This is a genomic window from Nocardia thraciensis (assembly GCF_054782435.1).
This window is the reverse complement of sequence record NZ_BAAGSM010000033.1, coordinates 206685-231708: the sequence shown is the minus strand read 5'-3', so window position 1 is coordinate 231708 and position 25024 is coordinate 206685. Positions and strand designations below refer to the sequence as shown.

Sequence of the window (25024 nt, the reverse complement as noted above, 5' to 3'; positions counted from 1 at the left end):
CGGGCGCCGGTGGCGCTACCCGCCGGGCCGGGGCAGCGTGGGATCGATGCCGTCGCGCAGGGACCGTCGTGAGTCGGAACCGGAGCTGGAAGGCAGGGGGGTAAGCCGTGAGCAGGCGTCTCGGGATCTCGGTTGCCGCCGTGGGGGTTCCGCTGCTGTGGAGCAACGTGGTGTTGCCGCGCTCGGCTCTGGATGTGCGGATGCGCACCGTCGCGAACGCGACTTTCGCCACGGCGTACGCGGCCACCTTCGGCGCGCGTCCGAACTGGTGCTCGGGTCGCGGATGGCGTTGGGGCGCAGGTGCTGCGGCGCTGGTTACAGCGGGTTACGCTGCCGCTGTGGCTGTTCCGCCACTACGTCGCCGTCTCGCCGAGTTCGCCGTCCGGGGTCCGGAGGTCCCGCTCGCCGAATGGGCCGCTGTCCACATTCCCGTCGGCACCGTTTACAGCGAGGAACTGATCTTTCGTGCTACCCTGGACCCACTGCTCGACACCGCGGCCGGGTCTGCGGGAAAGTGGCTCGGCGCAGCGACTTTCGGACTCTGGCACATCGCCCCCGCCCGAGCCGCAGGCGACAATGTCGCGGCGTCGGTAGCTTTCACCACGGCCGGTGCCCTGGTCCTTTCCCGGCTTCGCCGCCACACCGCCAGCACCACCGCCCCGGCTCTACTCCACCTGGCCCTCAACGTCGGCGGCGCCCTGACCCCCCACCTCGCGGGCGTATGAACCAACCGACCGCTCGAAATGAACGTTCGACCGGTAACCGCTTGTCCCGCAGTCGGATCGAGCGACACCGGACATGTCGGTAGCGGCCTATAGCCTGCTGCTATGCCCAGTGCCCTGCACGAAGTTCTAGCCGACTTGTTTCGGCAACGGCCCCGCCTGGCGGCCGATCTATTGCAGCTCGTACCCGATATCGTAGTACCCGACTTCACCGACGCCCGTCTGGAATGCGGCGATTTCCCCGACATCGACCCCACCGAGTATCGCGCCGACGCTGTCGTAGTGCTGACGCGAGGTCAGATTCCGATGCTGGGTGTCATCGTGGAGGCACAGCTCAGACCCGACGCCGACAAAACCTGGAGTTGGCCGGTCTACCTGACCACATTGCGCGCACGTCTTCGCTCCCCGGTCGTCCTGCTGATTCTGTGTCCGAACGACCGCACGGCAGCCTGGTGCCGCACACCGATTCCGCTAGCCCCCGGATGTTTGCTGACACCGGTCGTCATCGGTCCTGCCGATGTGCCGGTCGTGCTGGACCCGGCTCTCGCCTCGACCAACCCCGAGATGGCGGTGCTGTCGGCGATCGCCCATCGGAACCACCGCGACAGGGATGCGATTCTGAACGTCGTCGCGAGCACGATGGTCGACGTTCCTAACGGAGAAATGTACATTGACCTGGTAATGGCCGTACTCCCGAAGGCGGCCCGGGATGTGTTGGAGACCCTGATGACCACCGGCACCTATGAGTACAAGAGCGAGTTCGCGCGCCGCTACTACAGTCGGGGCGAGGAGCAGGGCGAAGCGAAGGTCCTCCTCAAGATTCTCCGGCACCGTTTCACGGTTCCCGATACTGTCGCCGACCGCGTCATGAATTGCACCGACACCGATCAGCTCGAAGCTTGGACCGATCGTGCTCTCGAGGCAGACAGGCTCGATGAGGTATTCGACGAGTAGCCGAGGCGGCGGCGCCTCGTGGCTTCTGGCTCGGGGGCTCGGTGGGGAATCGTGTTCTGTCGCACCACCTCGCTAATCTCAGCAGAGTGGCACGACGACCTGCGGTGGATCCTGCCGAGCTGCGTGCAGCGGTGACGGTGGTAAGTGACTGGCTACGTGAGGAAGCCGTGCCCGCGCCTGCGCGGGCCGAGGTGGCGGCGGCGGTGAAAGCGACCGCGCGCTCGCTCGCCGCGAATGCCCCCGGGCATTCGGTGGAGGTGCGGGTGCCGCCGTTTGTGGCGGTGCAGTGTATCGACGGGCCGCGGCATACGCGGGGGACGCCGCCGAATGTGGTCGAGACCGATGCGCGGACCTGGCTGTTGGTGGCCACCGGGCTGTTGAGCTTCGATGATGCCGTGGAGTCGGGTGCGTTGAGCGCGTCCGGGCTGCGGGCGGGGGAGTTGGCCCGGTGGCTGCCGGTGGTGGCGATTTAGGTCCCGGCCGAAAGCATGCCGGGAATCGTGATTGGTGGCATGCCGGGAATCGTGATTGGTGGCATGCCGGGAACCGTGGTTGGTGGTATGCCGGGGATGGTGGTGGCGTTCTCCGTTACGCCTACGTCTGGTTCACCGGTTTGCGTTCCAGGCCCTTGCGGTCGTAGAAGCGGGTGATCAGCAGGCCGAGGGCGACGCCGATGGCCAGGCCCAGTACGGCCATCCAGACGCCGCGCGTCATCCCGGCGGCGCCGTTGCCGTTGAAGTACAGCAGGGAGCGGACGCCCAGGAAGACCTGGTGCATCGGTTCGAACTCGGCCAGCCAGGCGAAATACTTCGGCGTCGCCTCGATCGGCACGGTGCCGCCGGAGGACGGCAGGCCGAGGATGACGAAGATGATCAGGTTGATGATCAGGCCCGAGGTGCCGATGGCGGCGAGCACCGAGGTGCAGGTGAAACCCACGGCGATCATGACGAAGGCGCCGTAGAGGTACAGCGCCAGCGGTTTGTCGATCGGCATCCCCAGCGCCTTGCCGATCCCCAGCAGCGCCGCGGAGACGACCAACGCCATCGCCGTCACCGCCGACCATTTGATCAGCAGCGTCTTCGTGCGGGAGATCGAGGCGCGCGGATAGTGCAGGTACCACGGGCCCCATTCGGTCGGCAGGAATCCCAGCGACGCGTCGATCAGCTGGTGGATGATCATCGCGCCGACCATCCCGACCAGCAGGAGCAGCAGGCTGTAGAAGAAGGCGGTGAGGCCCTCGCCCGAGCCGCCCGGCAGCGGACGGAACTGTTCGACCATGATATTCAGCGGACGTTCCAGCGTGATCCGGGTGGCGCCGGACAGCTCCGGCGCGGGCGGCCCGCCGGGCGGCGGCTGCAGCTGGGCCTGGACCTGTTCGGTCAGTTGCTTGCCGACCTGCGCCTGCACCTGGGTCAGCGCCTCTTCGCCGAACCGCTCCAGAATGGCCGTCGCGAAGGCGCCGGTCCGGGGATTGGTCTGCAGCGTGATGACCGGCTGCTCGATATCGCCGGGGACGATGCTGCCGACGCCCAGGATGCCGAGCCGCTTGGAAAAGTCGCTGGGGATATAGATGGCGCCGTACACCTGCGCCGACTGCATCGCGAGCTGGGCCTCGCTCGGCCCCAGCACCCGCAGATCGATCTTGTCGGCCGGTACCGCCTGCTGCAGCCCCTGGGCGACCTGGTCGCCGAAATTGACCACCTTTTCCTGGCCGGGTGCGCCGAGCTTGTCACCGACGTCCTGATTGACCAGCGCCACCGGAAAGTCGTGCAGGTTCTCCTCAGGATCGACGACGTAGTCGAGATACATCACGCCCAGCAGCGAGGCCAGCAGGGTCATCACTATCACCGGGAACGCCCACCTGAGCGGGGTCAGGTGTCGCCGGGGAGGACTCACTTCCGAACCGTCCGTCGTCGCCACGGTCGAACGGTAGCAGCAACCGGCCCGCCAACCGGGTGATCCCGCGCGAGGTTTCGCGGGAATGACCCGTAGACTGATCAGTGCCCCCCGCCCGCCGAACAGGGAGCAAACGGTGACCCTACATACGCCCCCCGCGGACCAGCCCGAGAACGAGCCGCGCGAGGAGTGCGGCGTCTTCGGAGTCTGGGCCCCGGGCGAGGATGTGTCCAAGCTCACTTACTACGGGCTGTACGCACTGCAGCACCGCGGCCAGGAGGCGGCGGGCATCGCCGTCGCCGACGGCTCGCAGGTGCTGGTGTTCAAGGACCTCGGCCTGGTCAGCCAGGTATTCGATGAGCAGACCCTGGCCGCCATGCCCGGCCACGTCGCCATCGGCCACTGCCGCTACTCCACAACCGGCTCGGTCACCTGGGAGAACGCCCAGCCGATCTTCCGCACCAACGCCGTCGGCACCGGACTTGCCCTGGGGCACAACGGAAATCTGGTCAACACCGCCGAGCTCGCCGCCCGGGCGCGCGAACGCGGACTGGTCGGCGGCCGACTATCCGACGGCTCGATGTCGGCCACCTCCGACTCCGACGTGATGACCGCGCTGCTGGCGCACGCCGCCGCCGACAAGAGCGTCGAGCAGGCGGCCATGGAGCTGCTGCCGACGCTGCGCGGCGCCTTCTGCCTGACCTTCATGGATGAGCACACGCTCTACGCCGCGCGCGATCCGCACGGGGTGCGCCCACTGTGCCTGGGCCGCCTCGACCGCGGCTGGGTGGTTGCCAGCGAGACCGCCGCGCTCGATATCGTGGGTGCCTCATTCGTGCGCGATATCGAGCCGGGCGAACTCCTGGCGATCGACGCCGACGGCGTGCGCTCGCTGCGCTTCGCCAATCCGGAGCCCAAGGGCTGTGTCTTCGAATACGTCTATCTGGCCCGCCCCGACAGCACCATCGCGGGCCGCTCGGTGCACGGCACCCGCGTCGAGATCGGCCGCCGCCTCGCCCGGGAGCATCCGGTCGACGCCGATCTGGTGATCCCGGTGCCGGAGTCGGGTACCCCGGCCGCGGTCGGGTACGCGCAGGGTTCGGATATCCCCTACGGCCAGGGTCTGATGAAGAACGCCTATGTGGGCCGCACCTTCATACAGCCCAGCCAGACCATCCGCCAGCTCGGCATCCGGCTCAAGCTGAATCCGCTGCGCGAGGTCATCCGCGGCAAGCGGCTGATCGTGGTCGACGATTCGATCGTGCGCGGCAACACCCAGCGCGCGCTGATCCGGATGCTGCGGGAGGCCGGCGCGCTGGAGATCCACGTGCGCATCGCCTCGCCGCCGGTGAAGTGGCCCTGCTTCTACGGCATCGACTTCGCCTCCCGCGCGGAGCTGATCGCCAACGGCGCGGGCCCCGACGACACCGAGTCGCTCGACGAGATGGTGGAGAACGTCCGGCGTTCCATCGGTGCCGATTCGCTCGGCTACATCTCGCTGGAGGGCATGATCGCGGCCACCGAGCAGCCCCGGTCCCGGCTGTGCAGCGCCTGCTTCGACGGCGACTACCCGATTCCGCTGCCCACCGAGGCGGCGATCGGGAAGAATGTGCTGGAGGGCATCCTCGGTGGCAAGCGGGAGTCGGAACTGTTGGGCGACAACGCGAATGCGAGCGCGCTCAGCCGCCCCTGACGCTCCGATCGCCCATCTCCTGCCTGCAACATAGTTGCGCACTGTCCCGGCTGGCGGTCGGCCACGGGATTGCGCAGCCTGCAATGGTTCCTGTGCAAACACCCCGGCACCGACGCTTTTTGGACTTACGACCATTAATTGTTGCGAAACGCAACATATTTGCAACGGCCCGGCGGTACTGTCCCCGCCATACCGAAGTTCACCGCGTACGCGCCCGGCCTGTGATCCAGGCCTCGGGCGCGCCCGCGTTGCGAGATGAGGACAGTCATGCGGTTTTCGGCTTCACCGGCGTCGGCGGCTCGGAGGAGCCGCGTGCCCGGCGCCAGGGTGAAAAGTGTTGCGGCAGTAGGGATGGCGGGCCTGGCGCTACTCGCGGTGGCGGGGTGCGGGTCCGGGCGCACCGGGGGCGGCGGTGACGGCGGCGGCTTGGTGATCGGCACCACCGACAAGATCTTCTCCTTGGATCCGGTGGCGGCCTACGATCAGGGTTCCTATGTTCCCGAGACCCAGATCTACCAGCACGTCATGAACTTCGCGCCCGGCCAGACCAAGCCGGAGCCCGATGCCGCGGAGAAGTGCGATTTCACCCAGCCCACCGTGTACACCTGCACGCTGAAGAAGGGACTGAAGTTCGCCAACGGAAATCCGTTGACCGCCAAGAGCGTCAAGTTCTCCTTCGACCGCATGGTCAAGATCAACGACCCGAACGGACCGGCGGCGCTGCTGACCCACCTGGACCGCACCGAGGTGGTCGACGACCACACGGTGACCTTCACCCTGAAGAACGCCAACGACCAGACCTTCCCGTCGATCCTGGCGACACAGGCCGGTCCGATCGTCGACGAGGCGGTGTTCTCGCCCGACAAGCTCGTGGACGACGATTCGGTCGTCAGGGCCAAGGGTTACTCCGGGCCCTACACGATCACCAGCTACGACAAGAACAAACTCGTCGAGTACCAGGCGAATCCGGACTACAACGGCATCCTCGGCAAGCCGAAGACCAGCTCGGTGTCGACGAAGTACTACGCCAGCGGCGAGAACCTGAAGCTCGACATCCAGAACGGCAACATCGACGTCGCCTACCGCAGCCTGAGCCCCACCGATATGGAGTCGCTGCGCGGCAACGACAAGGTCGCGGTGCACGAGGGCCTCGGCGGCGAACTCCGCTACATCGTGTTCAACATGAACACCATGCCCGGCGGGTCCCCGGAGCAGAAGCTCGCCATCCGTAAGGCCATGGCCGCCAGCGTCGATCGCGACGCGCTGTCGAAGGATGTCTACAAGGGCACCTTCACTCCCGCGTATTCGCCCATCCCGCAGGGTTTCACCGGCGCGACCGAGCCGTTCAAGGACATCTACGGCGCCAAGCCGAACAAGGAGAAGGCGGCGAAGTTCCTCGCCGACGCGGGTGTTCCGACGCCGGTCGAGATCAACCTGCAGTACAACCCGGACCACTACGGCGGCTCCAGCTCCGAGGAGTACGCGGCGATCAAGAGCCAGCTGGACGCCACGGGCCTGTTCAAGATCAACCTGCAGTCCACCGAGTGGGTGACCTACCAGCACGAGCGGGCACGCGACGGCTATCCGGTGTACCAGCTGGGCTGGTTCCCCGACTATCCGGATCCGGACGACTACCTGACCCCGTTCTTCGCGCCGAACAACTTCCTGCAGAACCACTTCGAGGATCCGGCCATCACCGCCCAGCTGACCGCGGAGGTGACCGAGCCCGACGAGGCCAAGCGGGTGAAGATCCTGGAGCAGGTGCAGCGCGACCTGGCGGACAAGCACATCTCGACGCTGCCGCTGCTGTCGGGTAAGCAGATCGCGATCACCACGAAGGGCGTCCAGGGCACCGAGGCGACCCTCGATCCGTCCACCAAGTTCCGCTACAGCGTGCTGAGCAAGTGACTGCCGCCGTAACCGAGCAGGAGCCGCCCGCACCGGCTCCTGCTCCTCGGAATGCGCGGCGCGGCAGCCGATCCCGGTACGGGGTGCTGCTGCGCTACCTGGGCGTGCGGCTGCTGCTGATCGTGCCGACGGCATGGATTCTGGTGACGGTCGTGTTCTTCCTGATGCGGGTCGTTGGTGATCCGATCAGCGCCGCCCTGGGCGGGCGGCTGCCACCGGACCAGATCGAGGCCCGCAAGGAGGCCGCCGGGCTCAATCGGCCTGTGCTGAGCCAATATTGGGATTATCTCACCGGGCTGCTGCGTGGTGATTTCGGCCGCTCCACCGACAATCGGGCCATCAGCGATATCGTCGCCAGCTACGGCGCGGCCACGCTGGAGCTGGTGTTCTGGGCGCTGCTGGTGGCCTTCCTGGTCGGAGTTCCCTTGGGGCGCTACGCGGCCCGGCGCCGCGACAAGGCCTCCGATGTCGGGTTGCGGCTGTTCGGCATCCTGGTCTACGCGGCCCCGGTGTTCTTCGTCGGCCTGCTGCTGAAGCTGATCTTCGCCGTCAAGCTGGGCTGGCTGCCGGTGGCGGGCCGGGCCAGCACCAATGTGGAACTGGCGCTGCAGCACGTCTCGCCGAAGACGAACATCCTCACCATCGACGCGATCCTCTACGGCGACATGGGATATCTGGCCGACGTGCTGGAGCACGCCATCCTGCCCGCGATCGCGCTGGGTCTGCTCACCGCGGGCATCTTCCTGCGGCTGGTCCGGATCAACCTGATCCAGACCCTGCGCAGCGATTTCGTCGACGCGGCGCGGGCGCGCGGGCTCACCGAGCGGGTGGTGGTCGGGCGGCACGCGTTCCGCAACGCCATGATTCCGATCGTCACGGTGATGGGCATGCAGATCGCCATGATGCTGGGCGGCGCCGTGCTGACCGAGATCACCTTCGAGTGGAAGGGCCTGGGCTACCAGCTCGCGAGCTATCTGCAGGCCCGCGATTTCGTTGCGGTGCAAGGGATCGTGGCCTTCCTGGCGCTGGTGGTGGCGGTGATGAGCTTCCTCGTCGACGTCGTCGTGGCGCTGATCGATCCGAGGGTGAGGTTCTAGATGACTGCACCTGAACTGCTGGCGGAACCCGTCGTCGTTCCGCCCGGGCCGCGCCGGGGCATTCCGGGCCTGCGGCTGTTCTCGATGACCTCGGGACTGCAGCGGGTGACGCTGATCTTCGGTCTCGCGCTCATCGCGGTATTCGTGATCGTGGCGCTCTTCGCGCCGCTGATCGCGCCCTACGGCTTCGCCCAGACCTCCTCGGACGAAGTCGATTTCGCCCGGCAGCAGGCGCCCTCGGCGGAGCACTGGTTCGGGACCTCGGTGCGCGGCGAGGACGTATTCTCCCGGGTGCTGTTCGGGGCGCGCACCGCGCTGTGGGTCATAGCCGTATCGCTGGTGCTGTCGCTGTTCGTCGGCGTCCCTTTGGGTTTGGTGTCCGGATACGCCGGGCGCTGGGTCGACCGGGTGCTGACGTTGTTCATGGACGCCATGTACGCCTTCCCGACCCTGCTGCTGGCTATCGTGGTGTCGATCGTGGTGGCCGGGGGCAATTCGTCGAGCTTCGGCGGCGTGCTGTCGGCCGCCGTGGCGATCACGGTGATCTTCGTGCCGCAGTACTTCCGGGTGGTACGCAACGCGACGCTCGCGGTGAAGACCGAACCCTACGTCGACGCCGCCCGGGTGACCGGGGCGCCGGTCCGGCGCATCCTGTTCCGGCACATCTTTCCCAATGTCACCCAGTCGCTGCCGGTGATCATCACGCTCAACGGCTCCGAGGCCATCCTGACCCTGGCCGCACTGGGCTTCCTCGGCTACGGCATCGAGCCCACCCAGGCGGCGGAATGGGGCTACGACCTCAACAAGGCGCTGGCCGACGTGTCCAACGGGATCTGGTGGACCGGTGTATTCCCCGGCGTCGCCATCGTTTTGGTGGTGCTCGGGATGACGCTGGTGGGGGAGAGTCTCAACGAGGTGCTCAATCCGCTGCTGCGCACCCGCCGCGCGGCCACCGCCGCCGCACCGAAGGAGGCCACCGGTGACTGAGTCCCTGGACCGCACGGCCGCCCTGGCCATCGAGTCGCTGTCGGTCACCTTCGCCACCGACGCGGGCCCGGTCGACGCGGTATGCGATGTGTCCTACGAGGTATGCCCCGGCGAGGTGCTGGCCATCGTCGGGGAGTCCGGATCGGGCAAGTCGGTGAGCTCCCGCACCGCGATCGGCCTGCTGCCCTCGACCGCCCGGGTGACCGGCCTGGTCGCCATAGGCAGCAACAAGATCACATCGATGACCGAGAAGCAGTTGACCGCGGTGCGCGGCGGCGAGATCTCGATGATCTTCCAGGAGCCGGGCGCCGCGCTGGACCCGCTGTTCACGGTCGGCTATCAGCTCACCGAAGCCCTTCGCGCACACAATGGTTCGGGCCGCAAACAGGCCCGGGCGCGGGCGATCGAACTGCTGCGCACGGTCGGGCTGCCGGATCCGGAGCACCGGGTCGACTACTACCCGCATCAGCTGTCCGGCGGTCAGAAGCAGCGCGTGATGATCGCCATCGCGATCGCCTGCGAGCCGAAGGTGATCATCGCCGACGAGCCGACGACGGCCCTGGACGTCACCGTGCAGGCCGAGATCCTGGAACTGCTGCGGGATCTGCGCGATCGCATCGGCAGCGCCATCGTGCTCATCACGCACAACATGGGCGTGGTCGCCGACCTCGCCGACCGGGTGGTGGTGATGCGCGCCGGGCGCGTCGTAGAAACCGCGCCGGTCGACGACCTTTTCGCCGATCCCCAGCAGCAGTACACCCGGGATCTGCTCGCCGCGGTACCGCATCTGGGCGCCGGGCTGCGGCCGACATCCGGCCCGGTGTCGCCCGTCGCGCCGCGGGTCGATGCGGCCGCGCCCACCACGGCGGCCGAACGACCCGCCGCGGAGTCGGTGGAACGGCCGGAGACGGTGCTCGAGGTGACCGATCTCGTGGTGGAATTCCCCGGGGCGCTGGGCCGCCCGGCCTTCCGCGCCGTGGATGACGTGAGCTTGACCATCGGCCGCGGCGAAACCCTCGGCCTGGTAGGCGAATCCGGATCGGGCAAGACCACGATCGGCCGGTGCGTCGCGGCGCTGCAGCGCCCCTCGTCGGGCACGATCGCGATGCACGGCACTCCCGTGACCGGGCTGTCCGAACGGCAGCTGCGGCCGCTGCGCAAAAGGCTGGGATTCGTATTCCAGGATCCCGCAACGTCGTTGAACCCGCGGCTGACCGTCGGGCAGTGTGTCGCCGAACCGCTGGTGGTGCACCGCGCCGCCCATGGTGAGGCGCTGTGGGTCCGGGTGCGCAAACTCCTCGACGATGTGCAGTTGCCCACCGGGACCGAACAGCGCTACCCGCACGAGCTTTCGGGCGGGCAGCGGCAACGGGCCAGCCTGGCCCGCGCCCTGGTGCTCAACCCGGACCTGCTGATCGCCGACGAGCCGACCAGCGCCCTGGACGTCTCGGTGCAGGCGCGGGTGCTCGAGCTGTTCGCCGAACTACAGCGGGAATTCGGCTGGGCCTGCCTGTTCATCAGCCACGACCTGGCCGTGGTGGATCAACTGGCCGATCGAATCGCGGTGCTGTGCAACGGCTCCGTGGTCGAGCAGGGCACCCGCGACGAAATCCTGCGCCACCCCACCCAGGAATACACGCAGCGTCTGGTCGCCGCCGTCCCGGTCCCCGACCCCGTGGAACAACGCCGGCGCCGCGCGGCCTCGGCGGCACTTTTCGCCACGGACCACAGCGGGTAATCCCGAGCCGGGTTGTGTCGTCGCGCCGTGTCGGGGGCGAGCCGACGAACTGGCGGCACAACCCTAGGCGAGCACCCGGCCGGTCGGTGCCGGACGATAGGACCGGGTGCTCGCCGCTTGTATCTCAGGGGGTTTCGGGGAGGCGGAGTAGGCCGCTGATCAGGAGCATGAGGGATTGTTGGGCCTCGGTGCGGGCGGTGTCGGGGTCGGGGGCGTGGGCGACGATCATGCCTGCCTCGGTTACCGCGCTGAGGATGAGTTGGGCGAGTACGCGAATCGGGGCGTCGGCGATCAGGCCTGCCGCGCGGGCCTGTTCCAGCTGGTCGGTGATCAGGCCCAGGCCGTACCTCGCCTCCATCTCGCGCCAGGCGGGCCAGCCCAGCACCGCGGGGGCGTCCGACATCGAGATCCTGGCGACCTCGGGGCGTTGGCACACCTCCAGAAAGGTGTTGAGGCCCACGCCCATGGCCGCGACGGTGGCGGCCGGATCGGCGGGATCGGCCGCCCCGGACAGCGACTCGATCGCCCGGGTCACCTCCGCGGTGGCCTCCGACTCGACCAGCTCGAGAACGGCCAGGAACAGCCCGCGCTTATCGCCGTAGTGGTGGTGCAGCGCGCCGCGGGTGACCCCGGCCGCGGAGACGATCTCCTCGGCCGAGACACCCGCGTAGCCGCGCTCGGCGAACAGCCGGCGCCCGGCCTCCTCGAGCGCGGCCCTGGTGGTGCGCGAACGATCCTCCTGGCTACGGCGTGGCATGCAGCCGAGTGAACTCCAGTATCAACTCGGTGAGCAACTCCGGCCGGTCCTCGGCGCTGAAGGTGTAGGAGTCATCGATCAGCCGCAGGGTGGCGTCGGGCAGATCGCGGGCCAGTCGCTCGGCGAACGACACCTTGAACACCCTGTCCTCCGGCGCCCAGGCAAGCAGCACGGGTAGATCGAGGGTGTGGAAGCGTTCCGCCGCCGCGAGCGTGTAGCGCTTGTGGATGCCGCGGACGAACCGGTACAGATCCGCCCGGATGGCCGCGGACCCCCGGCTCGGCAGGAGATAGGAGTCGGCGAACTCCGGCGGCACCGGCCGCTTGGTCACCAGGCCGAAGGCAATCGGCAGCCGCTGCGCGGGCCGGAACCGCATCAGCTCCAGCAGGCTCCGGAAGGGGCCGGGTATCGCGGCCAGCCGGGGCAGCGCCGTGAACGGCTGCGGCAGGAACTTGTCGTAGGCATCGCAGTTGGTGAGCACCACGCGTCCGATGCGGGACCGGTCGCGGGTCAGCAGGATCTGCGCGATCGCGCCGCCAGTGTCGTTGGCCACCAGCGTCACGTCCTCGAGGTCCAGCCGTTCCAGGAAGGCCGCGATCAGATCCGCGGCGCCCGTAGGCGACAGGTCCGCGTCGGGCACCGGAATCGAGTGCGCCCCGAAGGGCAGATCGGGGGCGATGCACCGGTGCCCGGCCGCGGCGACGCCGGGCACCACATCGCGCCACAGATCCGCGTTGACGAGCAAACCGTGCACGAAGACGACCGGCGCCCCGGAGCCGGTGTCGTGATAGCGGATCCGGCCGCCCGGCAGGTCCAGCTCGTGGATGGGGCCGAGTGTGCTGCTGATTCCCATGGTGCCTCCCGGGTGTGTGCTGTCCAGGTCGACTCAGACTTACATACATACCGTATGTACGTCAATGATTCGCCGTCGAAATTGCCCGGATTGTCGAGCGGTCAAGCCAATACCGGTGCAGTCCCGTTATCCGACTCCGGTAGCGTGATCAGGCATCTATCCGCCGATTCGGTTTGGAGCTTTCCCCGAAAATGACTGAGCAGACCCCGACTGGCGCCGGTGTGGACGGCCGCGACGCCGGTGCTTCGTACGCCGCGGCCGGCGTGGACATCGAGGCCGGTGACCGCGCGGTCGAGCTGTACGCGCCGCTGGCCAAGAAGGCCACCAGGCCAGAGGTGCAGGGTGGACTCGGCGGCTTCGCCGGACTGTTCGCGCTCAAGGGCGACTATCGCGAGCCCCTGCTCGCCTCCTCCACCGACGGGGTCGGTACCAAGATCGCGATCGCGCAGGCGATGGACAAGCACGACACCGTGGGTCTGGACCTGGTCGCCATGGTCGTCGACGATCTGGTGGTCTGCGGCGCCGAACCGCTGTTCCTGCAGGACTACATCGCCGTCGGCAAGGTCGTGCCGGAACGGATGGCGCAGATCGTGTCCGGTATCGCGGAGGGATGCGTCAAGGCGGGCTGTGCGCTGCTGGGCGGCGAGACGGCCGAACATCCGGGCCTGATGGGCGCCGACGACTACGACATCTCCGCCACCGGCGTCGGCGTGGTCGAGGCCGATGCCGTGCTCGGGCCGGACCGGGTGCGCCCCGGCGACGTCGTGATCGCGATGGGCTCCTCGGGCCTGCACTCCAACGGCTACAGTCTCGCCCGCCACGTCCTGCTCGAGATCGACCGGATGTCGCTGGCGGGACAGGTCGAGGAATTCGGCCGCACCCTCGGCGAAGAACTGCTCGAGCCGACCCGGATCTACGCCAAGGACTGCCTGGCTCTGGTCGCCGAGACCGACGTGCGCACCTTCTCGCACGTCACCGGCGGCGGGCTCGCCAACAACCTGGCCCGGGTGCTGCCCGCGGGCCTCGTGGCCGAAATCGACCGCGGCACCTGGAATCCCGCGCCGGTGTTCAAGATGATCGCGCAGCGCGGACGGGTCGAACGGGTCGAGATGGAGAAGACCTTCAACATGGGCGTCGGCATGGTCGCGATCGTCGCGCCGGAGGACGCCGAGCGGGCGCTGGCGGTGCTCACCGCGCGGCACATCGAGTGCTGGACGCTGGGAACGGTGAAGAAGGCCAAGGAGAGCGACGGTGAACGGGTGTCGCTGGTGGGGGAGCACCCGCGGTTCTAGGTGTACTGCCCAGGCACGCACGACGTCCCCGACCCGGGGAGGTCGGGAACATCCGGTGTGCGGCGAACCTGCGGCTCGCGGGGCGAGCCGACGAGCCTCAACGGGTGACGCGGGGACGCGGACAACCGGGCACTGAAACCGTGGCGACGTACGAAGGGGGAGGCCCCTCAGGCCTCCCCCTTCGTACGTCGATCCGAATCAGCGGCGCCAGTCGTCGTGGTCCTCGTCGTCCTCCCAGCGCGGCAGCGAGTCGTCCGCGTCGTGCTCATCGGAAAGCACGCCGCTCCGCTGCGAGTCGCGGGAGTGTCCCCCCGAGAGCTCGCGCTGAAGGCTCGCGAAGTCGGTCGACGGCGAGCTGTACTTCAGCTCGCGTGCGACCTTGGTCTGCTTTGCCTTAGCCCGGCCACGGCCCATGGCTGACCCCCTCGCGTCACTGCGGGGCGGCCTGGGGTGGTTTGGCGGCCCCGTTCGAATTAATACTCTTCCTGACAGACACTTTAGCGTGTGTCCGGCGGTCTCGCTTCCAGGAGTGGGGGAAGACTCCCGATCTGCCCGGGTTTGCCGGGTTGTCGCGTCTTCCGGGCCGCAGTCAGAGCACTCCGGGGATTGCCCGAATGATGCCCACCCGGGCGCCGCCCCCGAGCACCGCCGACGCGGCGAGGGTGGCGTGCACGTCGGTCCGCTCTGCGCCCATCCGCTGCAGAATTGCCTGCGTCAGGGGGATCCGGGCGCGATCGTGACCGTCATCGATCTTGTAGGCGAACGCGCGGCCGTCCGGAAGCGCGCCCGCGTGCACCCCGTCGGCGCCGATCTTGCACACCAGGCCGGGGGTCGACCGCATGGTGAGCAGATCCGGCCCGTCCGTGCCCGAAATCACTCGCGGATGGGTGCGAATCGCGTCGGCGACCCGGCGTTGCGGGGTGCCCGGGGCGGCCGTCGCGAACGATCCGTACGCGCGCGCCAGATTCACCAGCGACACCGGCACGATCGGCAGGCCGCAGCCGTCGATCCCCAGATCGGTCTCGGGCTCGCCGGTGATGTCGGCGATGGTGGCCGCCACCGCCCGCTGCAGCGGATGCGCCGCGTCCAGGTACCCCTCGGTCGGCCAGTCGTTGATGGCGCAGGTGGCCAGCATCGCGGCATGTTTGCCCGAACAGTTCATATAGATCCGGCGGGCGGCCTCGGCGCGGTCGCGGCCCGCCAGCGCCTCGGCCCGGGCCACCTCGTCGACGGGCAGGTCGGGCGGGCATTCGAGCTGCTTCTCCGCGAAGCCGAAGCGGTCCAGCAGGCGCTGCACCAGGGCCACGTGGTCGGGCTCGCCGAAATGGGAGGCGGTCGCGATGGCCAGCTCGGCGGCGTCGATCGGTTCGAAACCGTTGCGCAGCAGCGCGATCGCCTGCATCGGCTTGTTGGTCGAACGCGGGAAGATCGGTAGGTGCACCTCGCCGAGCGCGACCACCGGCTCCCCATCGGGCTCGAGGATCACCAGCGAGCCGCGATGCACGCATTCCCGGAACCCGGAGCGGACCACCTCGACCAAGTCCACGCTCATGAACGCACCTCGCCGATTCTCGTCATCCCGGCGTGGGTTCGGCCGGGATCCGTCTCATCCTGCTGTGGACTTCGGCCGGAAGCGTGCCGGAAATACGGGGTCATCCTCATGAACGGCTCGTGGTTCGGCGGCGGTGGCGGTCGACCTGCATGCGCACATCCTCGGAGATGGTCGGTTCGGTCGCCAGCAGCAGGTCCAGTCGGTCCGGGTCGGCGCCGGTGAACACGTCGCGGACCGTCACGCCGTGCTCGGGGACGTACTCGACGCGGACCTCGTCGTCCGCGCCGACGGCTCCCTCGGACAGCACGCGCAGATATGCGCCGGTGTCCGACCGGAGGGTGAATCGCTTGACCCAATACCGCTCACCGGACCAGTGCTGGAAGGTCGCGCAGGGCACCCGCGGCGCGCTCACCTCGAGCAGGGTGCCGCCGACCGACCAGCGCTCGCCGAGCACCGCGTCGCTCACCGGCAGCCCCGAGATCCGCAGATTCTCGCCGAACCAGCCCGCCGGCAGCGTGCGAGTCAGTTCGTCGCCCCAGCGGCGGGCGTCTTCCTCGGCATAGGCGTAGACGGCCTGGTGCGAGCCGCCGTGATTGCGGGTGTCGCACACGTGGTCGCCCTCGAGCCCCAGCGGCCGCACCGCCACCCGGTGCGCGACCGGGCGCTTGTCGATGGCCGTGCGGCCCACCCGGCTCACCTTCGGCGACAGCTCGAGTTCGGCGTGCACGACGCAGACGGCCAGCACGGTCCCCGTCGCCCCGGGCCGGCTCGACGGCGCCGCGCGCGCCGGCCCGGCGGGGGCCACCGCGGGTAGGTCGCTCATCGCCCGCGCAACCGCTCGACGGCCATCCGACCCGCCTGCGGCTCGTCGTCGGACGGCATCGAGTCCGGGTCGATGGACGCGGCCATCTCGCCCGCCTCCAGCCGCGCGTCCGCCGGTATCGAGCGCTTGACCAGAGCCAGCGCGATCGGCCCGAATTCGTAGTGGTCGACGATGGTGCCGAGCCGCCCCACCGAGCGACCCCCGGCAGTCACCGGATCACCGCTCGCCGGGCGCGAATCGGCCGATCCGTCCAAGTGCAGCAGCACGAGATGGCGTGGCGGCTTGCCCAGGTTGTGCACCCGCGCCACCGTCTCCTGCCCTCGATAGCAGCCCTTGTCGAGGTGTACCGCGCCGTGCTCGGCGACCCCGCCGATCCAGCGGGTCTCGTGCGGGATGGTCCGGTCGTCGGTGTCGACGCCGATCCGCGGGCGCAGCGCCGCCACCCGCAGCGCCTCGAAGGCCCACAGTCCGGCGGGTTCCGCGCCCGCGCCGGTCAGCCGCGCCCACCAGTCGGTCAGGCTGTCACGCGGGATCACCAGGTCGAAGGAGTCCTCCGTCGGCCACGGCATGCGGCGCAGGAAGCCGCCCTCGGGCAGGGAGATCGCGGCGTAGGTCGGGGGGAGCGGTCCGAGTTCGAGCGCGTCGGCCACCCCCTGCGCCTTCGGCCCGAGCAGGCTCAGCACCGCGTACCCCGGCGCGGCCTCCGGTTTGGCGTCGGCCCAGAACACCATCTTCTGCAGAAATTCCAGCAGCCCCGGGCCGCGCTCACCCTCGGTATCGATCCACAGCGTGCCGTCGACATCGGTGAGCACGAAATGATGCAGGACGCGGCCGTTGAGATCCAGGTCGAGGTTCTCCGCCGACCGGCGATCGCCCAGCTCGGCGACGTGCTGGCTGGAGATGGTGTGCAGCCAGGTCAGCCGTTCGGCGCCGGTGCTGGTGAGGACGAACCGGTGGGACCGGTCCACCACCGCCGCGCCCTGAGCGGCCGCGCGTTGTTCTCCGAACGGATCCCCGTAATGCCACGCCACCGCGGCGTCGGGCGACTCCGGCGGGCCCGGGACGGCGCCCGGAGTTGTCGACAACGGACTGGGCGGAAGGACCACGGACACACATCCACTGTATGCCCTGCACAATCGCGCCGCCTGCAACGGCGCCGGGTGGCATCGATCACCAACCTGGTCGGTCGGACCTATCTGATCTCAGGATTGGGTGAACGGTTACCTACCGGAGGTTCGGTACCCCCTCGTGGAACCGCCCGTTCGCCTAGGCTGCTGCGCATGGTGGATCGAGTTCTGGTGACTCTAGACGGCACCGTCCGGGATCCGGACGAGCCGTTGCTCTGTGCGGACGACATCGGTGCGCTGCGCGGTGACGGCATTTTCGAGACGGTGCTGCTACGCGACGGCAAAGCGTGCGCGATCGAACTGCATCTGGCGCGCCTGCGGCGTTCGGCGGAGGCGCTGGACCTGCCCGAGCCGGATCTGGGGCAGTGGCGCACCGCCGCGGAGACCGCGGCCAAGGAGTGGGGCAGCGAGCGCGAGGGCCAGTTACGGATGATCCTGACCCGCGGCCGCGACAGCGTCGAAGCCACCGCCCGCGCCGCCTCCCGCAAGCCGTCCGGACCGGCCGCGTCGCCCACCGCCTACATCCTCGTGGTGCCGGTGCCCGAGCGCGTGAACAAGGCCCGGGCGGAAGGCATCTCGGTCATCACCCTGTCCCGCGGCATCTCCGTCGATCTCGCGCCGAATGCGCCGTGGCTGCTGATGGGCGCCAAGACGCTGTCGTATGCCACCAATATGGCGGCGCTGCGGTTCGCCGCGCGCATGGAGGCCGACGATGTCATCTACACCAGCACCGAGCACCGAGTGTTGGAGGGGCCGCGGTCGACCGTGGTCATCCAGCGCGACAAACAGCTCATCACGCCGCCCGCCCGCAACGGCGTGCTGCCGGGTATCACGCAGCGGGCGCTGTATGCCGAGGCGGAGAAGGCCGGGTGGGACTGCCGCTACGAATCCTTCTTCACCGCCGATCTCATTACCGCGGACAGCATCTGGCTACTGGGGAGCGTCACGCTGGCCGCGCGCGTGGCCACGCTGGACGGCCTGCGGATGTCGCCGCCGGACTGCGCGCCGGAGATCGCGGAGATGGTGGATCGGGGCGTCGCCCGGTCGTGGAATGTAGCCGACTGGGGGTAAGGAAAGCAGCTGTTATCGCGCAGCCAAATCTCCCGGAGTGTCGTGGCGTAGAACTCATTGATCCGTGGGTTCCTCGGCGTAGCCTTTACTACGACATGTCGTAGTACGGCAGGAGGAGGTGCGGTCATGGATGTAGTCGACGTATCGCGGTGGCAGTTCGGAATCACCACCGTCTATCACTTCATCTTCGTGCCGCTCACCATCGGGCTGGCGCCGCTGGTCGCCGGATTGCAGACGGCATGGGTCGTCACCGGCAAGGACCGCTGGTATCGGCTGACGAAATTCTTCGGCAAGTTGTTCCTGATCAACTTCGCCCTCGGCGTCGCCACCGGCATCGTGCAGGAGTTCCAGTTCGGGATGAACTGGAGCGAGTACTCCCGCTTCGTCGGCGACATCTTCGGTGCGCCACTGGCTTTGGAGGGGCTGGTCGCCTTCTTCATGGAGTCGACGTTCCTCGGCCTGTGGATCTTCGGCTGGACGCGGCTGCCGAAATGGGTGCACCTGGCGACGATCTGGATGGTCGCGATCGGCGTCAACGCCTCGGCGTACTTCATCGTCGCCGCCAACTCGTTCATGCAGCACCCGGTCGGCGCGCGCTACAACCCCGAAACCGGTCGCGCCGAGCTGAACAGCATCATGGCGGTGCTCACCAACAACACCACGCTGGCGGCGTTCCCGCACGTGGTGGCCGGGGCCTTCATCACCGCGGGCACGTTCATGGCCGGTATCGCCGGATGGTGGATGGTGCGCAACGCCCGCTCCGGCGACGAGCACAAGATGGCCGAGGCGCGCTACCTGTGGCGGCCCGCCGGTCTGGTGGGTATGTGGGTGATCGTCGTCGCGGGCGTGGCGCTGGTGATCACCGGGGATGCCCAGGGCAAGCTGATGTTCAAGCAGCAGCCGATGAAGATGGCGTCGGCGGAATCGTTGTGCCACACCGAGACCGATCCCGATTTCTCCGTCCTCACCGTCGGTACCCACAACAACTGCGACAGCGTTACGCACCTCATCGAGGTGCCGGGCGTGCTGCCGTTCCTGGCCGAGGGAAAGTTCAGCGACGTGACGCTGGACGGCGTCAAGGATCTGCAGGCCAGCTACAACGAGAAGTACGGCCCCGGCGACTATCGGCCCAACCTGTTCGTCACCTACTGGTCGTTCCGCGCCATGATCGGGTGGGTGATCGGCTCGGCGGCCATCGCGCTCGTCGGATTCTGGGTGACCCGGCGCGGCCGAGTGCCCAACCAGCGCTGGTTCTCCTGGCTCAGCCTGATCGCCATCCCGACTCCGTTCCTGGCCAACAGCTCCGGATGGGTGTTCACCGAAATGGGCCGCCAGCCCTGGGTGGTCGCGCCCAACCCGACGGGTGACCTGAATCTGCGAATGATCGTGCAGGACGGGGTGTCCGGGAACTCGGCGGCCATGGTGCTGTTCACTCTCATCGGGTTCACGCTGATCTACGGCATGCTCGCGGTGGCCTGGTTCTATCTGATGCGGCGCTATGTGGTCGCGGGACCCGAGGAACACGTGACGGCACCGGCCGAGGGCGCCGGTGCCGCCGAACCCGTCGAAAAGCTGTCCTTCGCCTACTAGGAGCCGATGATGAGTCTGCCCGAATTCTGGTTCTTGCTGATCGGCGTGCTGTTCACCGGCTACTTCGTGCTGGAGGGCTTCGACTTCGGGGTCGGCATGCTGATGCCGATCCTCGGCAGGGGCGACGAGACCCGAAAGCGCGTGCTGCTCAACACGATCGGCCCGGTCTGGGACGGCAACGAGGTGTGGCTGCTGGTCGGGGGCGGCGCGATGTTCGCGGCGTTCCCTGAGTGGTACGCGAGCCTGTTCTCCGGGTTCTACCTGGCGCTGTTCCTGATCCTGGTCGGCCTGATCACCCGGGCCTGCGCCATCGAATGGCGCGGCAAGATCAACGATCCGAAGTGGCGGTTCTGGGCCGATATCGGCATCGGATTGGGTTCGTGGATACCGGCTTTCGCGTGGGGTCTGGCGTTCGCCGATATCGTGCACGGGGTGCAGCTCAACGCCGACAAGCGGATCGAGGGCGGGCTGTGGGGCATGATCACCGGCTACGGCCTGCTGGGCGGCCTGACCACGCTGCTGCTGTTCCTGCTGCACGGCACGGTGTTCGTGAGCCTCAAGACCAGCGGCGACATCCGCACCGACGCCGTGAAACTCGAACGGCTGCTGTGGATTCCGACCACGGTCGCCGTCGCGGCGTTCGGCCTGTGGACCCAGTTCGCGCACGGCAAGGGCTGGACCTGGGCGATGGTGGCGCTGGCGGTGGTCGGACTGGTGCTGGCCGGTGCCGCGCTGTATCTGGGCGACGGTAAGGAGCACGGGACCAAGGCCGACGGCTGGGCCTTCTTCGGCACCGCGCTGACCATCGTCGGCGCGGTGGTACTGCTGTTCGGCTCGCTGTATCCGAATGTGCTGCCGTCGAGCATCGATGCGGCCTACAACCTCACCATCGACAACGCCTCGTCCACGCACTACACGCTGAAGATCATGAGCTGGTGCGCGGTCATCCTGACGCCGATGGTGCTGATCTATCAGGGCTGGACGTACTGGGTGTTCCGCAAGCGGCTCACCACCGATCAGATTCCCCCGTCGATCGGTCTGCCGTTCGAGGGCCGGACCGTAGGCGCGCCGAGGAGCTGAGTCGTGGCTCGACCCGTGGACCCGCGCCTGTGGCGGTATGCCCGCTCGGCGCGCCCGTATCTCGTTGTCAGCGTTCTGCTTTCGTTGGTGATCACCGGTTGCATCGTGGTGGCGGCGCTGACGCTGGCGCGGGTCCTCGCGGGGGTGATCACCGATCCGGGGCGCCGGACGCTCGGCGCGTGGACGGTCGAGCTGGCGGTGTTCGCGGTCGCGGTCGGCTGCCGGGCCGCGGCGACCTGGTGGCAGTCGCGCCTGGCGCATCGGGCGGGCGCGCGGGTGGTCTCGGAGCTGGAACAGGCGGTGCTGGCCGCCGGGGCTGACCTGCCGCCGCGCGAATTGGATGTGCGCCGAACGGAACTGGCGGTGGTCGTCGGCAGCGGATTGAGCGGGCTGCGGGCCTATCTGGCCGGATACCTCCCGGCCCTGCTGCTGGCGGTGCTGGTGCCGCCGATCGTGCTGGCGGTCATCGCCGCCCACGACCTCACCGCGGGGGCGATCATCCTGGTGACGCTGCCGCTGATCCCGATCTTCATGATTCTCATCGGCCTGATGACGCAGGGGCGGGCCGCCGACACCCTGGCCGCCACCACGCGGCTGTCCGATCAACTACTGGACCTGTTCGCGGGCATGCCGACGCTTCGTGCCCTGGGGCGCGAATCGGGAACGGCCACGGGCAATTCGGCGTCTCCGCCCGAGCAGGACCCTGGAGAGGACGGCAAGCAGAAGCCGCCGGGCGGCCTGGCCGACCAGGCGCGCGTACCGGCCGCGCAATGGACTCAGCGGGACCGGGTGCGGGCACTGGGGGAGTCGCTACATGCTCGGACGATGTCGGCGCTGCGGGTGGCGTTCCTGTCGTCGATGGTGCTGGAGCTGCTGGCGACGCTGTGTGTCGCGCTGGTGGCGGTGTCGATCGGTATGCGGTTGGTATTCGGCGACATGGGGTTGTACGCGGGCATGCTGGGGCTGATTCTGGCACCCGAGGTGTATCTGCCGCTGCGGGCGGTAGGCGAGCGATTCCATGCCGCACAGGACGGAATGGCCGCCGCCGCAAGGGCTTTCGCTGTCTTGGAGCCCGCGGGTGAGCCGTTGAGATCTGCGAGCGACCCGAGTCCGGCCCGCGCGAGGCGTCGCGATATCGGAGAAGCTCAGGGGGTCATCGAGTTTCGCGACCTGACCGTGCGCGGCCGCGACGGCAACGCACCCGATGATCTTTCGGCGGTGCTGCGTCCGGGGTTCGTCAACGTTATCGCCGGGCCCAACGGCTGCGGCAAGTCCACTGCCCTGCAAGCAATCCTGGGGCTCGTAGCGCCTGATCGCGGCGAGGTGACCGTGGATGGTGTTCCGGTGCCCGAGCTGGACTCCGAATGCTGGTGGGCCAGGGTGGCCTGGTTGCCGCAGCGGCCCGTACTGCTGCCCGGCACGCTGCGCGAGAACCTGGAACTGTTCGGGGCACGCCCGGAGACTCCCGCGACCGGCCCCGCGCGAGTGGTCAGCGGCCTGGAGGTCGCCTGTGCCGCAACCGGTTTCGACGCCGTGCTGGACGAGTTGGCAGACGGCTGGGACACCGTCGTCGGCACGGGCGGCGTAGGACTCTCGCTGGGACAGCGCCAGCGACTGGCCCTCACCCGTGTGCTCGCCGCCGATCGCCCCGTGCTGCTTCTCGACGAGCCCACCGCCCACCTCGACGATGCCGCCGAGGCCACCGTCCTCGCCGCCCTGACCGCCCGGGCCCGCGCCGGTGCGACGGTGGTCGTGGTGGCCCACCGCCCCACCGTCCTCGCCGTGGCCGACCACGTCGTCGAAGTCCGCGCCGGTGCCACCGATGCGGGCATGGCGCCGGATCGGCGCGGGGGCAACAACTCCGACCTCGGTGTCGCCGACCTCGAGGCTCCGCGTCACGACGGAGCCGATGCGAAGCGCGCCGAGGGCATCCGAGAGGTGGTGCGATGAGGGAGGCGCTGGACGACTGTCGGCGGGTGCGGGAGCTACTGGAGCTGTCGCGGTGGCGGATCGCGGTATCGGTGGGGTGGGGGACGCTGGCGCTGGGGAGCGGGCTGGGACTGGCGGCGCTGGCGGCGTGGTTGATCGCGCGGGCCTGGCAGATGCCGCCGGTGCTGGATCTGAGCGTGGCGGTGGTCGCGGTTCGGGCACTGGGCATCTCGCGCGGACTGTGCCGGTACCTGGAGCGACTGGCCACCCACGATGTGGCGCTGCGAGCCATGACCGCCGCGCGGACGACCGTGTACTCGGCGCTGGCCCGGGCCGATATCTTGACTCCGCGGCTCCGCGATCACGCCCCCGGCTCGACGGATGCGACGCTCTGGATCGCCCTGCCACGCCCGAATCGCACCAACCTCACCACCAGCTCGGCAGGTAAGTCCGTTCACGAGACGGACCCGGCGCTGCTGCGGCGCGGTGACCTGCTGACTCGAATAGGCAGCGACATCGATGATCTCGGTGCTGTGGTGGTGCGGGCTGTCGTACCGATCGCCGTGGCGGTGGTGCTTTCGGTCGCCGCGGTGGGGCTGCTGGCCACCATTTCACTCCCCGCCGCCGCCGTGCTGGCGCTGGCGCTGGCCGTCGCCGGGATCTTCGCGCCCTGGCTGTCCGCGCGGGCGGCGCGGGAGGCCGAGCAGGCGGTGCGGGACGACCGCCGGGAGTTCACCGCCGCCGCGGTGACGGTGCTCGATCACGCCCCCGAACTGCGGGTGGCCGGACGTCTCGGCGGCGCGCTCGCCGACGCGGGCCGCGCCGGGCAGCGGGCCGTCGCGGCGGAGGATCGCGCCGCCTCGCACAGCGCCTGGGCCGCGGCCGCGACACCGCTGTCGATCGGTGTCAGCGTCCTCGGCGCGCTGCTCATCGGAATCCTGCTGTACGGCAGCGGAACCGGCGCCCCGTCCGGCCCGTTGCAGCCCGCCCCGCCCGGCGGCATCACCCCGATGGCGCTGAGTGTGCTTGTGCTGCTGCCCCTTTCGGCGTTCGAGGCGGTCGCCGTACTACCTGCCGCGGTGCAGGCGCTGAGTAACGGTCGTGCCGCCTTGCGCCGGATCACCGAGGTCGAGCAGGTGAGGAACGCCCGGTCGCGGCAGCAACGGTTCAGGCGGGGGCGTCCGGACAGCGCCCGGCGGTCGCGGGCCGATCCAGGGGATGTGCCGGATCCGAATACGTATCCCGAGCTGCCCGCGGGGCGGCGCATCGCGGTCACGGGTCCCAGCGGTGGCGGTAAGACCACGCTGCTGATGCGGTGGGCGGGCCTGTTCGACACCCCGCGGCCCGGCATCACCTTCTTCGCCGAGGACGCGCACATCTTCGGCACCACCGTGCTGGAGAACCTGCGCGTGGCCCGCGGCGACCTCACCGAGCCGGAGGCCGAAACAGCCCTGCGCACGGTGGGATCGGGCCCGTGGCTGGACAGCCTGCCGGACGGCCTGCACACCGAACTGGTGGGCGGCGCGACCGCGGTCTCGGGGGGACAACGCCGCCGCATCCTGCTCGCTCGCGCGCTGCTCTCTCCGGCCCGCATACTCCTGCTGGACGAGCCCACCGAGCACATGGAAGCGGAATCGGGAGCCGATCTACTGCGTGCCCTTCTGGATGAGCACAGCGGGCTCGTGGCGCCGGACCGCACCGTCGTGGTCGTGACCCACCAGCTCCCGCCGGACCATCACGCCGACACCGTGGTCGAGGTCGATTCCGAGGGCCGGGTGGCGGTGCGGTCCTCGGCCGCATGACCTTTCGGCTCGGCGGTCGAATCCGGCGGTGTGTCGCGAACTCCACACGGGTCTGGGAAATTCCCTCTGACCTGCTGTTCTGCCGCCCGCGAAAATCCGTTGCCGACCGTCGGACCGCCCACTAGATTGATCGGTACACGGGAAAGGAGGTGG

Annotated in this window: 21 protein-coding genes; 14 read left to right on the top strand and 7 right to left on the bottom strand. The window is 68.6% G+C overall.

Features of this window, described 5'->3' with window-relative positions; genetic code table 11:
• Nucleotides 1–107 precede the first annotated feature (107 nt).
• The 3 genes from ACYVLQ_RS22195 (at nucleotide 108) to ACYVLQ_RS22185 (ending at nucleotide 2149) form a co-directional block, all read left to right on the top strand.
• Nucleotides 108–725 (top strand): CPBP family intramembrane glutamic endopeptidase, encoded by a 618-nt coding sequence (locus tag ACYVLQ_RS22195; protein WP_460699423.1) that lies wholly within the window; start codon nucleotides 108–110, stop codon nucleotides 723–725.
• 102 nt (nucleotides 726–827) lie between these two features.
• Nucleotides 828–1676, top strand: a complete 849-nt coding sequence (locus tag ACYVLQ_RS22190; protein ID WP_460699422.1) for a hypothetical protein — start codon at nucleotides 828–830, stop codon at nucleotides 1674–1676.
• An 86-nt stretch (nucleotides 1677–1762) separates the two neighbouring features.
• On the top strand, nucleotides 1763–2149 hold the full coding sequence (locus tag ACYVLQ_RS22185) for a sterol carrier family protein (protein WP_460699421.1): 387 nt from the start codon (nucleotides 1763–1765) through the stop codon (nucleotides 2147–2149).
• A gap of 121 nt (nucleotides 2150–2270) precedes the next feature.
• Here the strand turns inward: ACYVLQ_RS22185 and ACYVLQ_RS22180 are convergent, their stop codons facing one another.
• Nucleotides 2271–3515: a YhgE/Pip domain-containing protein gene (locus ACYVLQ_RS22180; protein WP_460699599.1), complete on the bottom strand. Its 1245-nt coding sequence runs from the start codon at nucleotides 3513–3515 to the stop codon at nucleotides 2271–2273.
• A 142-nt stretch (nucleotides 3516–3657) separates the two neighbouring features.
• On the opposite strand from ACYVLQ_RS22180, the gene purF reads away from it, so the two are divergent.
• From purF to ACYVLQ_RS22155, 5 genes are all read left to right on the top strand, one after another.
• Complete coding sequence (gene purF, locus ACYVLQ_RS22175) at nucleotides 3658–5265, top strand: amidophosphoribosyltransferase (protein ID WP_460699420.1); 1608 nt, start codon at nucleotides 3658–3660, stop codon at nucleotides 5263–5265.
• Nucleotides 5266–5616: 351 nt separating this feature from the next.
• A complete protein-coding gene (locus ACYVLQ_RS22170) occupies nucleotides 5617–7173 on the top strand; it encodes an ABC transporter substrate-binding protein (RefSeq protein WP_460699598.1) in 1557 nt (518 codons plus the stop codon).
• 83 nt (nucleotides 7174–7256) lie between these two features.
• Nucleotides 7257–8270 carry an ABC transporter permease gene (locus ACYVLQ_RS22165; RefSeq protein WP_460699597.1) on the top strand — a complete coding sequence of 338 codons (1014 nt, stop codon included), beginning with the start codon at nucleotides 7257–7259 and terminating at the stop codon, nucleotides 8268–8270.
• On the top strand, nucleotides 8271–9257 hold the full coding sequence (locus ACYVLQ_RS22160; protein WP_460699419.1) for an ABC transporter permease: 987 nt from the start codon (nucleotides 8271–8273) through the stop codon (nucleotides 9255–9257).
• A complete protein-coding gene (locus tag ACYVLQ_RS22155; RefSeq protein WP_460699418.1) occupies nucleotides 9250–10995 on the top strand; it encodes an ABC transporter ATP-binding protein in 1746 nt (581 codons plus the stop codon). The genes ACYVLQ_RS22160 and ACYVLQ_RS22155 overlap by 8 nt, the downstream gene beginning before the upstream one ends.
• 124 nt (nucleotides 10996–11119) lie before the next feature.
• Here ACYVLQ_RS22155 and ACYVLQ_RS22150 read toward each other — a convergent pair whose 3' ends face one another.
• Nucleotides 11120–11752, bottom strand: a complete 633-nt coding sequence (locus ACYVLQ_RS22150; protein ID WP_460699417.1) for a TetR/AcrR family transcriptional regulator — start codon at nucleotides 11750–11752, stop codon at nucleotides 11120–11122.
• Nucleotides 11739–12605, bottom strand: coding sequence for an alpha/beta fold hydrolase (locus ACYVLQ_RS22145; protein WP_460699416.1), 867 nt, complete (start codon nucleotides 12603–12605; stop codon nucleotides 11739–11741). Before ACYVLQ_RS22145 ends, ACYVLQ_RS22150 begins: the two co-directional genes overlap by 14 nt.
• Before the next feature lie 191 nt (nucleotides 12606–12796).
• Between ACYVLQ_RS22145 and purM the strand changes: the two genes are divergently transcribed.
• Nucleotides 12797–13897 carry a phosphoribosylformylglycinamidine cyclo-ligase gene (gene purM, locus ACYVLQ_RS22140; protein ID WP_460699415.1) on the top strand — a complete coding sequence of 367 codons (1101 nt, stop codon included), beginning with the start codon at nucleotides 12797–12799 and terminating at the stop codon, nucleotides 13895–13897.
• Nucleotides 13898–14095: 198 nt separating this feature from the next.
• Here the strand turns inward: purM and ACYVLQ_RS22135 are convergent, their stop codons facing one another.
• The 4 genes from ACYVLQ_RS22135 to ygfZ form a co-directional block, all read right to left on the bottom strand.
• Complete coding sequence (locus ACYVLQ_RS22135; protein ID WP_280265583.1) at nucleotides 14096–14311, bottom strand: DUF3073 domain-containing protein; 216 nt, start codon at nucleotides 14309–14311, stop codon at nucleotides 14096–14098.
• A 175-nt stretch (nucleotides 14312–14486) separates the two neighbouring features.
• Complete coding sequence (locus tag ACYVLQ_RS22130; protein WP_460699414.1) at nucleotides 14487–15449, bottom strand: asparaginase; 963 nt, start codon at nucleotides 15447–15449, stop codon at nucleotides 14487–14489.
• Nucleotides 15450–15555: 106 nt separating this feature from the next.
• Nucleotides 15556–16272 (bottom strand): MOSC domain-containing protein, encoded by a 717-nt coding sequence (locus tag ACYVLQ_RS22125; protein ID WP_460699413.1) that lies wholly within the window; start codon nucleotides 16270–16272, stop codon nucleotides 15556–15558.
• Entirely contained in the window at nucleotides 16269–17384 is a 1116-nt protein-coding gene (gene ygfZ, locus ACYVLQ_RS22120) for a CAF17-like 4Fe-4S cluster assembly/insertion protein YgfZ (RefSeq protein WP_460699412.1), read from the bottom strand. The genes ACYVLQ_RS22125 and ygfZ overlap by 4 nt, the downstream gene beginning before the upstream one ends.
• A gap of 168 nt (nucleotides 17385–17552) precedes the next feature.
• Here ygfZ and ACYVLQ_RS22115 point away from each other — a divergent pair, with 168 nt between their 5' ends.
• From ACYVLQ_RS22115 to cydC, 5 genes are all read left to right on the top strand, one after another.
• Entirely contained in the window at nucleotides 17553–18470 is a 918-nt protein-coding gene (locus ACYVLQ_RS22115) for an aminodeoxychorismate lyase (protein WP_460699411.1), read from the top strand.
• Nucleotides 18471–18596: 126 nt separating this feature from the next.
• Complete coding sequence (locus ACYVLQ_RS22110; protein ID WP_460699410.1) at nucleotides 18597–20060, top strand: cytochrome ubiquinol oxidase subunit I; 1464 nt, start codon at nucleotides 18597–18599, stop codon at nucleotides 20058–20060.
• A 9-nt stretch (nucleotides 20061–20069) separates the two neighbouring features.
• Nucleotides 20070–21140, top strand: coding sequence for a cytochrome d ubiquinol oxidase subunit II (cydB, locus tag ACYVLQ_RS22105; protein ID WP_460699409.1), 1071 nt, complete (start codon nucleotides 20070–20072; stop codon nucleotides 21138–21140).
• Between the two features lie 3 nt (nucleotides 21141–21143).
• Nucleotides 21144–23090 (top strand): ABC transporter ATP-binding protein/permease, encoded by a 1947-nt coding sequence (locus ACYVLQ_RS22100; protein WP_460699408.1) that lies wholly within the window; start codon nucleotides 21144–21146, stop codon nucleotides 23088–23090.
• Complete coding sequence (gene cydC, locus ACYVLQ_RS22095; protein WP_460699407.1) at nucleotides 23087–24871, top strand: thiol reductant ABC exporter subunit CydC; 1785 nt, start codon at nucleotides 23087–23089, stop codon at nucleotides 24869–24871. Before ACYVLQ_RS22100 ends, cydC begins: the two co-directional genes overlap by 4 nt.
• Nucleotides 24872–25024: the final 153 nt, after the last annotated feature.

Coding starts and splice junctions, on each gene's coding strand:
- ACYVLQ_RS22150 (WP_460699417.1), bottom strand. CDS start 11,752: ATGCCACGCCGTAGCCAGGAGGATCGTTCGCGCACCACCAGGGCCGCG.
- ACYVLQ_RS22110 (WP_460699410.1), top strand. CDS start 18,597: ATGGATGTAGTCGACGTATCGCGGTGGCAGTTCGGAATCACCACCGTC.
- ACYVLQ_RS22190 (WP_460699422.1), top strand. CDS start 828: ATGCCCAGTGCCCTGCACGAAGTTCTAGCCGACTTGTTTCGGCAACGG.
- ACYVLQ_RS22115 (WP_460699411.1), top strand. CDS start 17,553: ATGGTGGATCGAGTTCTGGTGACTCTAGACGGCACCGTCCGGGATCCG.
- cydB (WP_460699409.1), top strand. CDS start 20,070: ATGAGTCTGCCCGAATTCTGGTTCTTGCTGATCGGCGTGCTGTTCACC.
- ACYVLQ_RS22135 (WP_280265583.1), bottom strand. CDS start 14,311: ATGGGCCGTGGCCGGGCTAAGGCAAAGCAGACCAAGGTCGCACGCGAG.
- ACYVLQ_RS22180 (WP_460699599.1), bottom strand. CDS start 3,515: ATGACCCTGCTGGCCTCGCTGCTGGGCGTGATGTATCTCGACTACGTC.
- purM (WP_460699415.1), top strand. CDS start 12,797: ATGACTGAGCAGACCCCGACTGGCGCCGGTGTGGACGGCCGCGACGCC.
- purF (WP_460699420.1), top strand. CDS start 3,658: ATGACCCGTAGACTGATCAGTGCCCCCCGCCCGCCGAACAGGGAGCAA.
- ACYVLQ_RS22170 (WP_460699598.1), top strand. CDS start 5,617: ATGGCGGGCCTGGCGCTACTCGCGGTGGCGGGGTGCGGGTCCGGGCGC.
- cydC (WP_460699407.1), top strand. CDS start 23,087: ATGAGGGAGGCGCTGGACGACTGTCGGCGGGTGCGGGAGCTACTGGAG.
- ACYVLQ_RS22145 (WP_460699416.1), bottom strand. CDS start 12,605: ATGGGAATCAGCAGCACACTCGGCCCCATCCACGAGCTGGACCTGCCG.
- ACYVLQ_RS22130 (WP_460699414.1), bottom strand. CDS start 15,449: ATGAGCGTGGACTTGGTCGAGGTGGTCCGCTCCGGGTTCCGGGAATGC.
- ACYVLQ_RS22160 (WP_460699419.1), top strand. CDS start 8,271: ATGACTGCACCTGAACTGCTGGCGGAACCCGTCGTCGTTCCGCCCGGG.
- ACYVLQ_RS22125 (WP_460699413.1), bottom strand. CDS start 16,272: ATGAGCGACCTACCCGCGGTGGCCCCCGCCGGGCCGGCGCGCGCGGCG.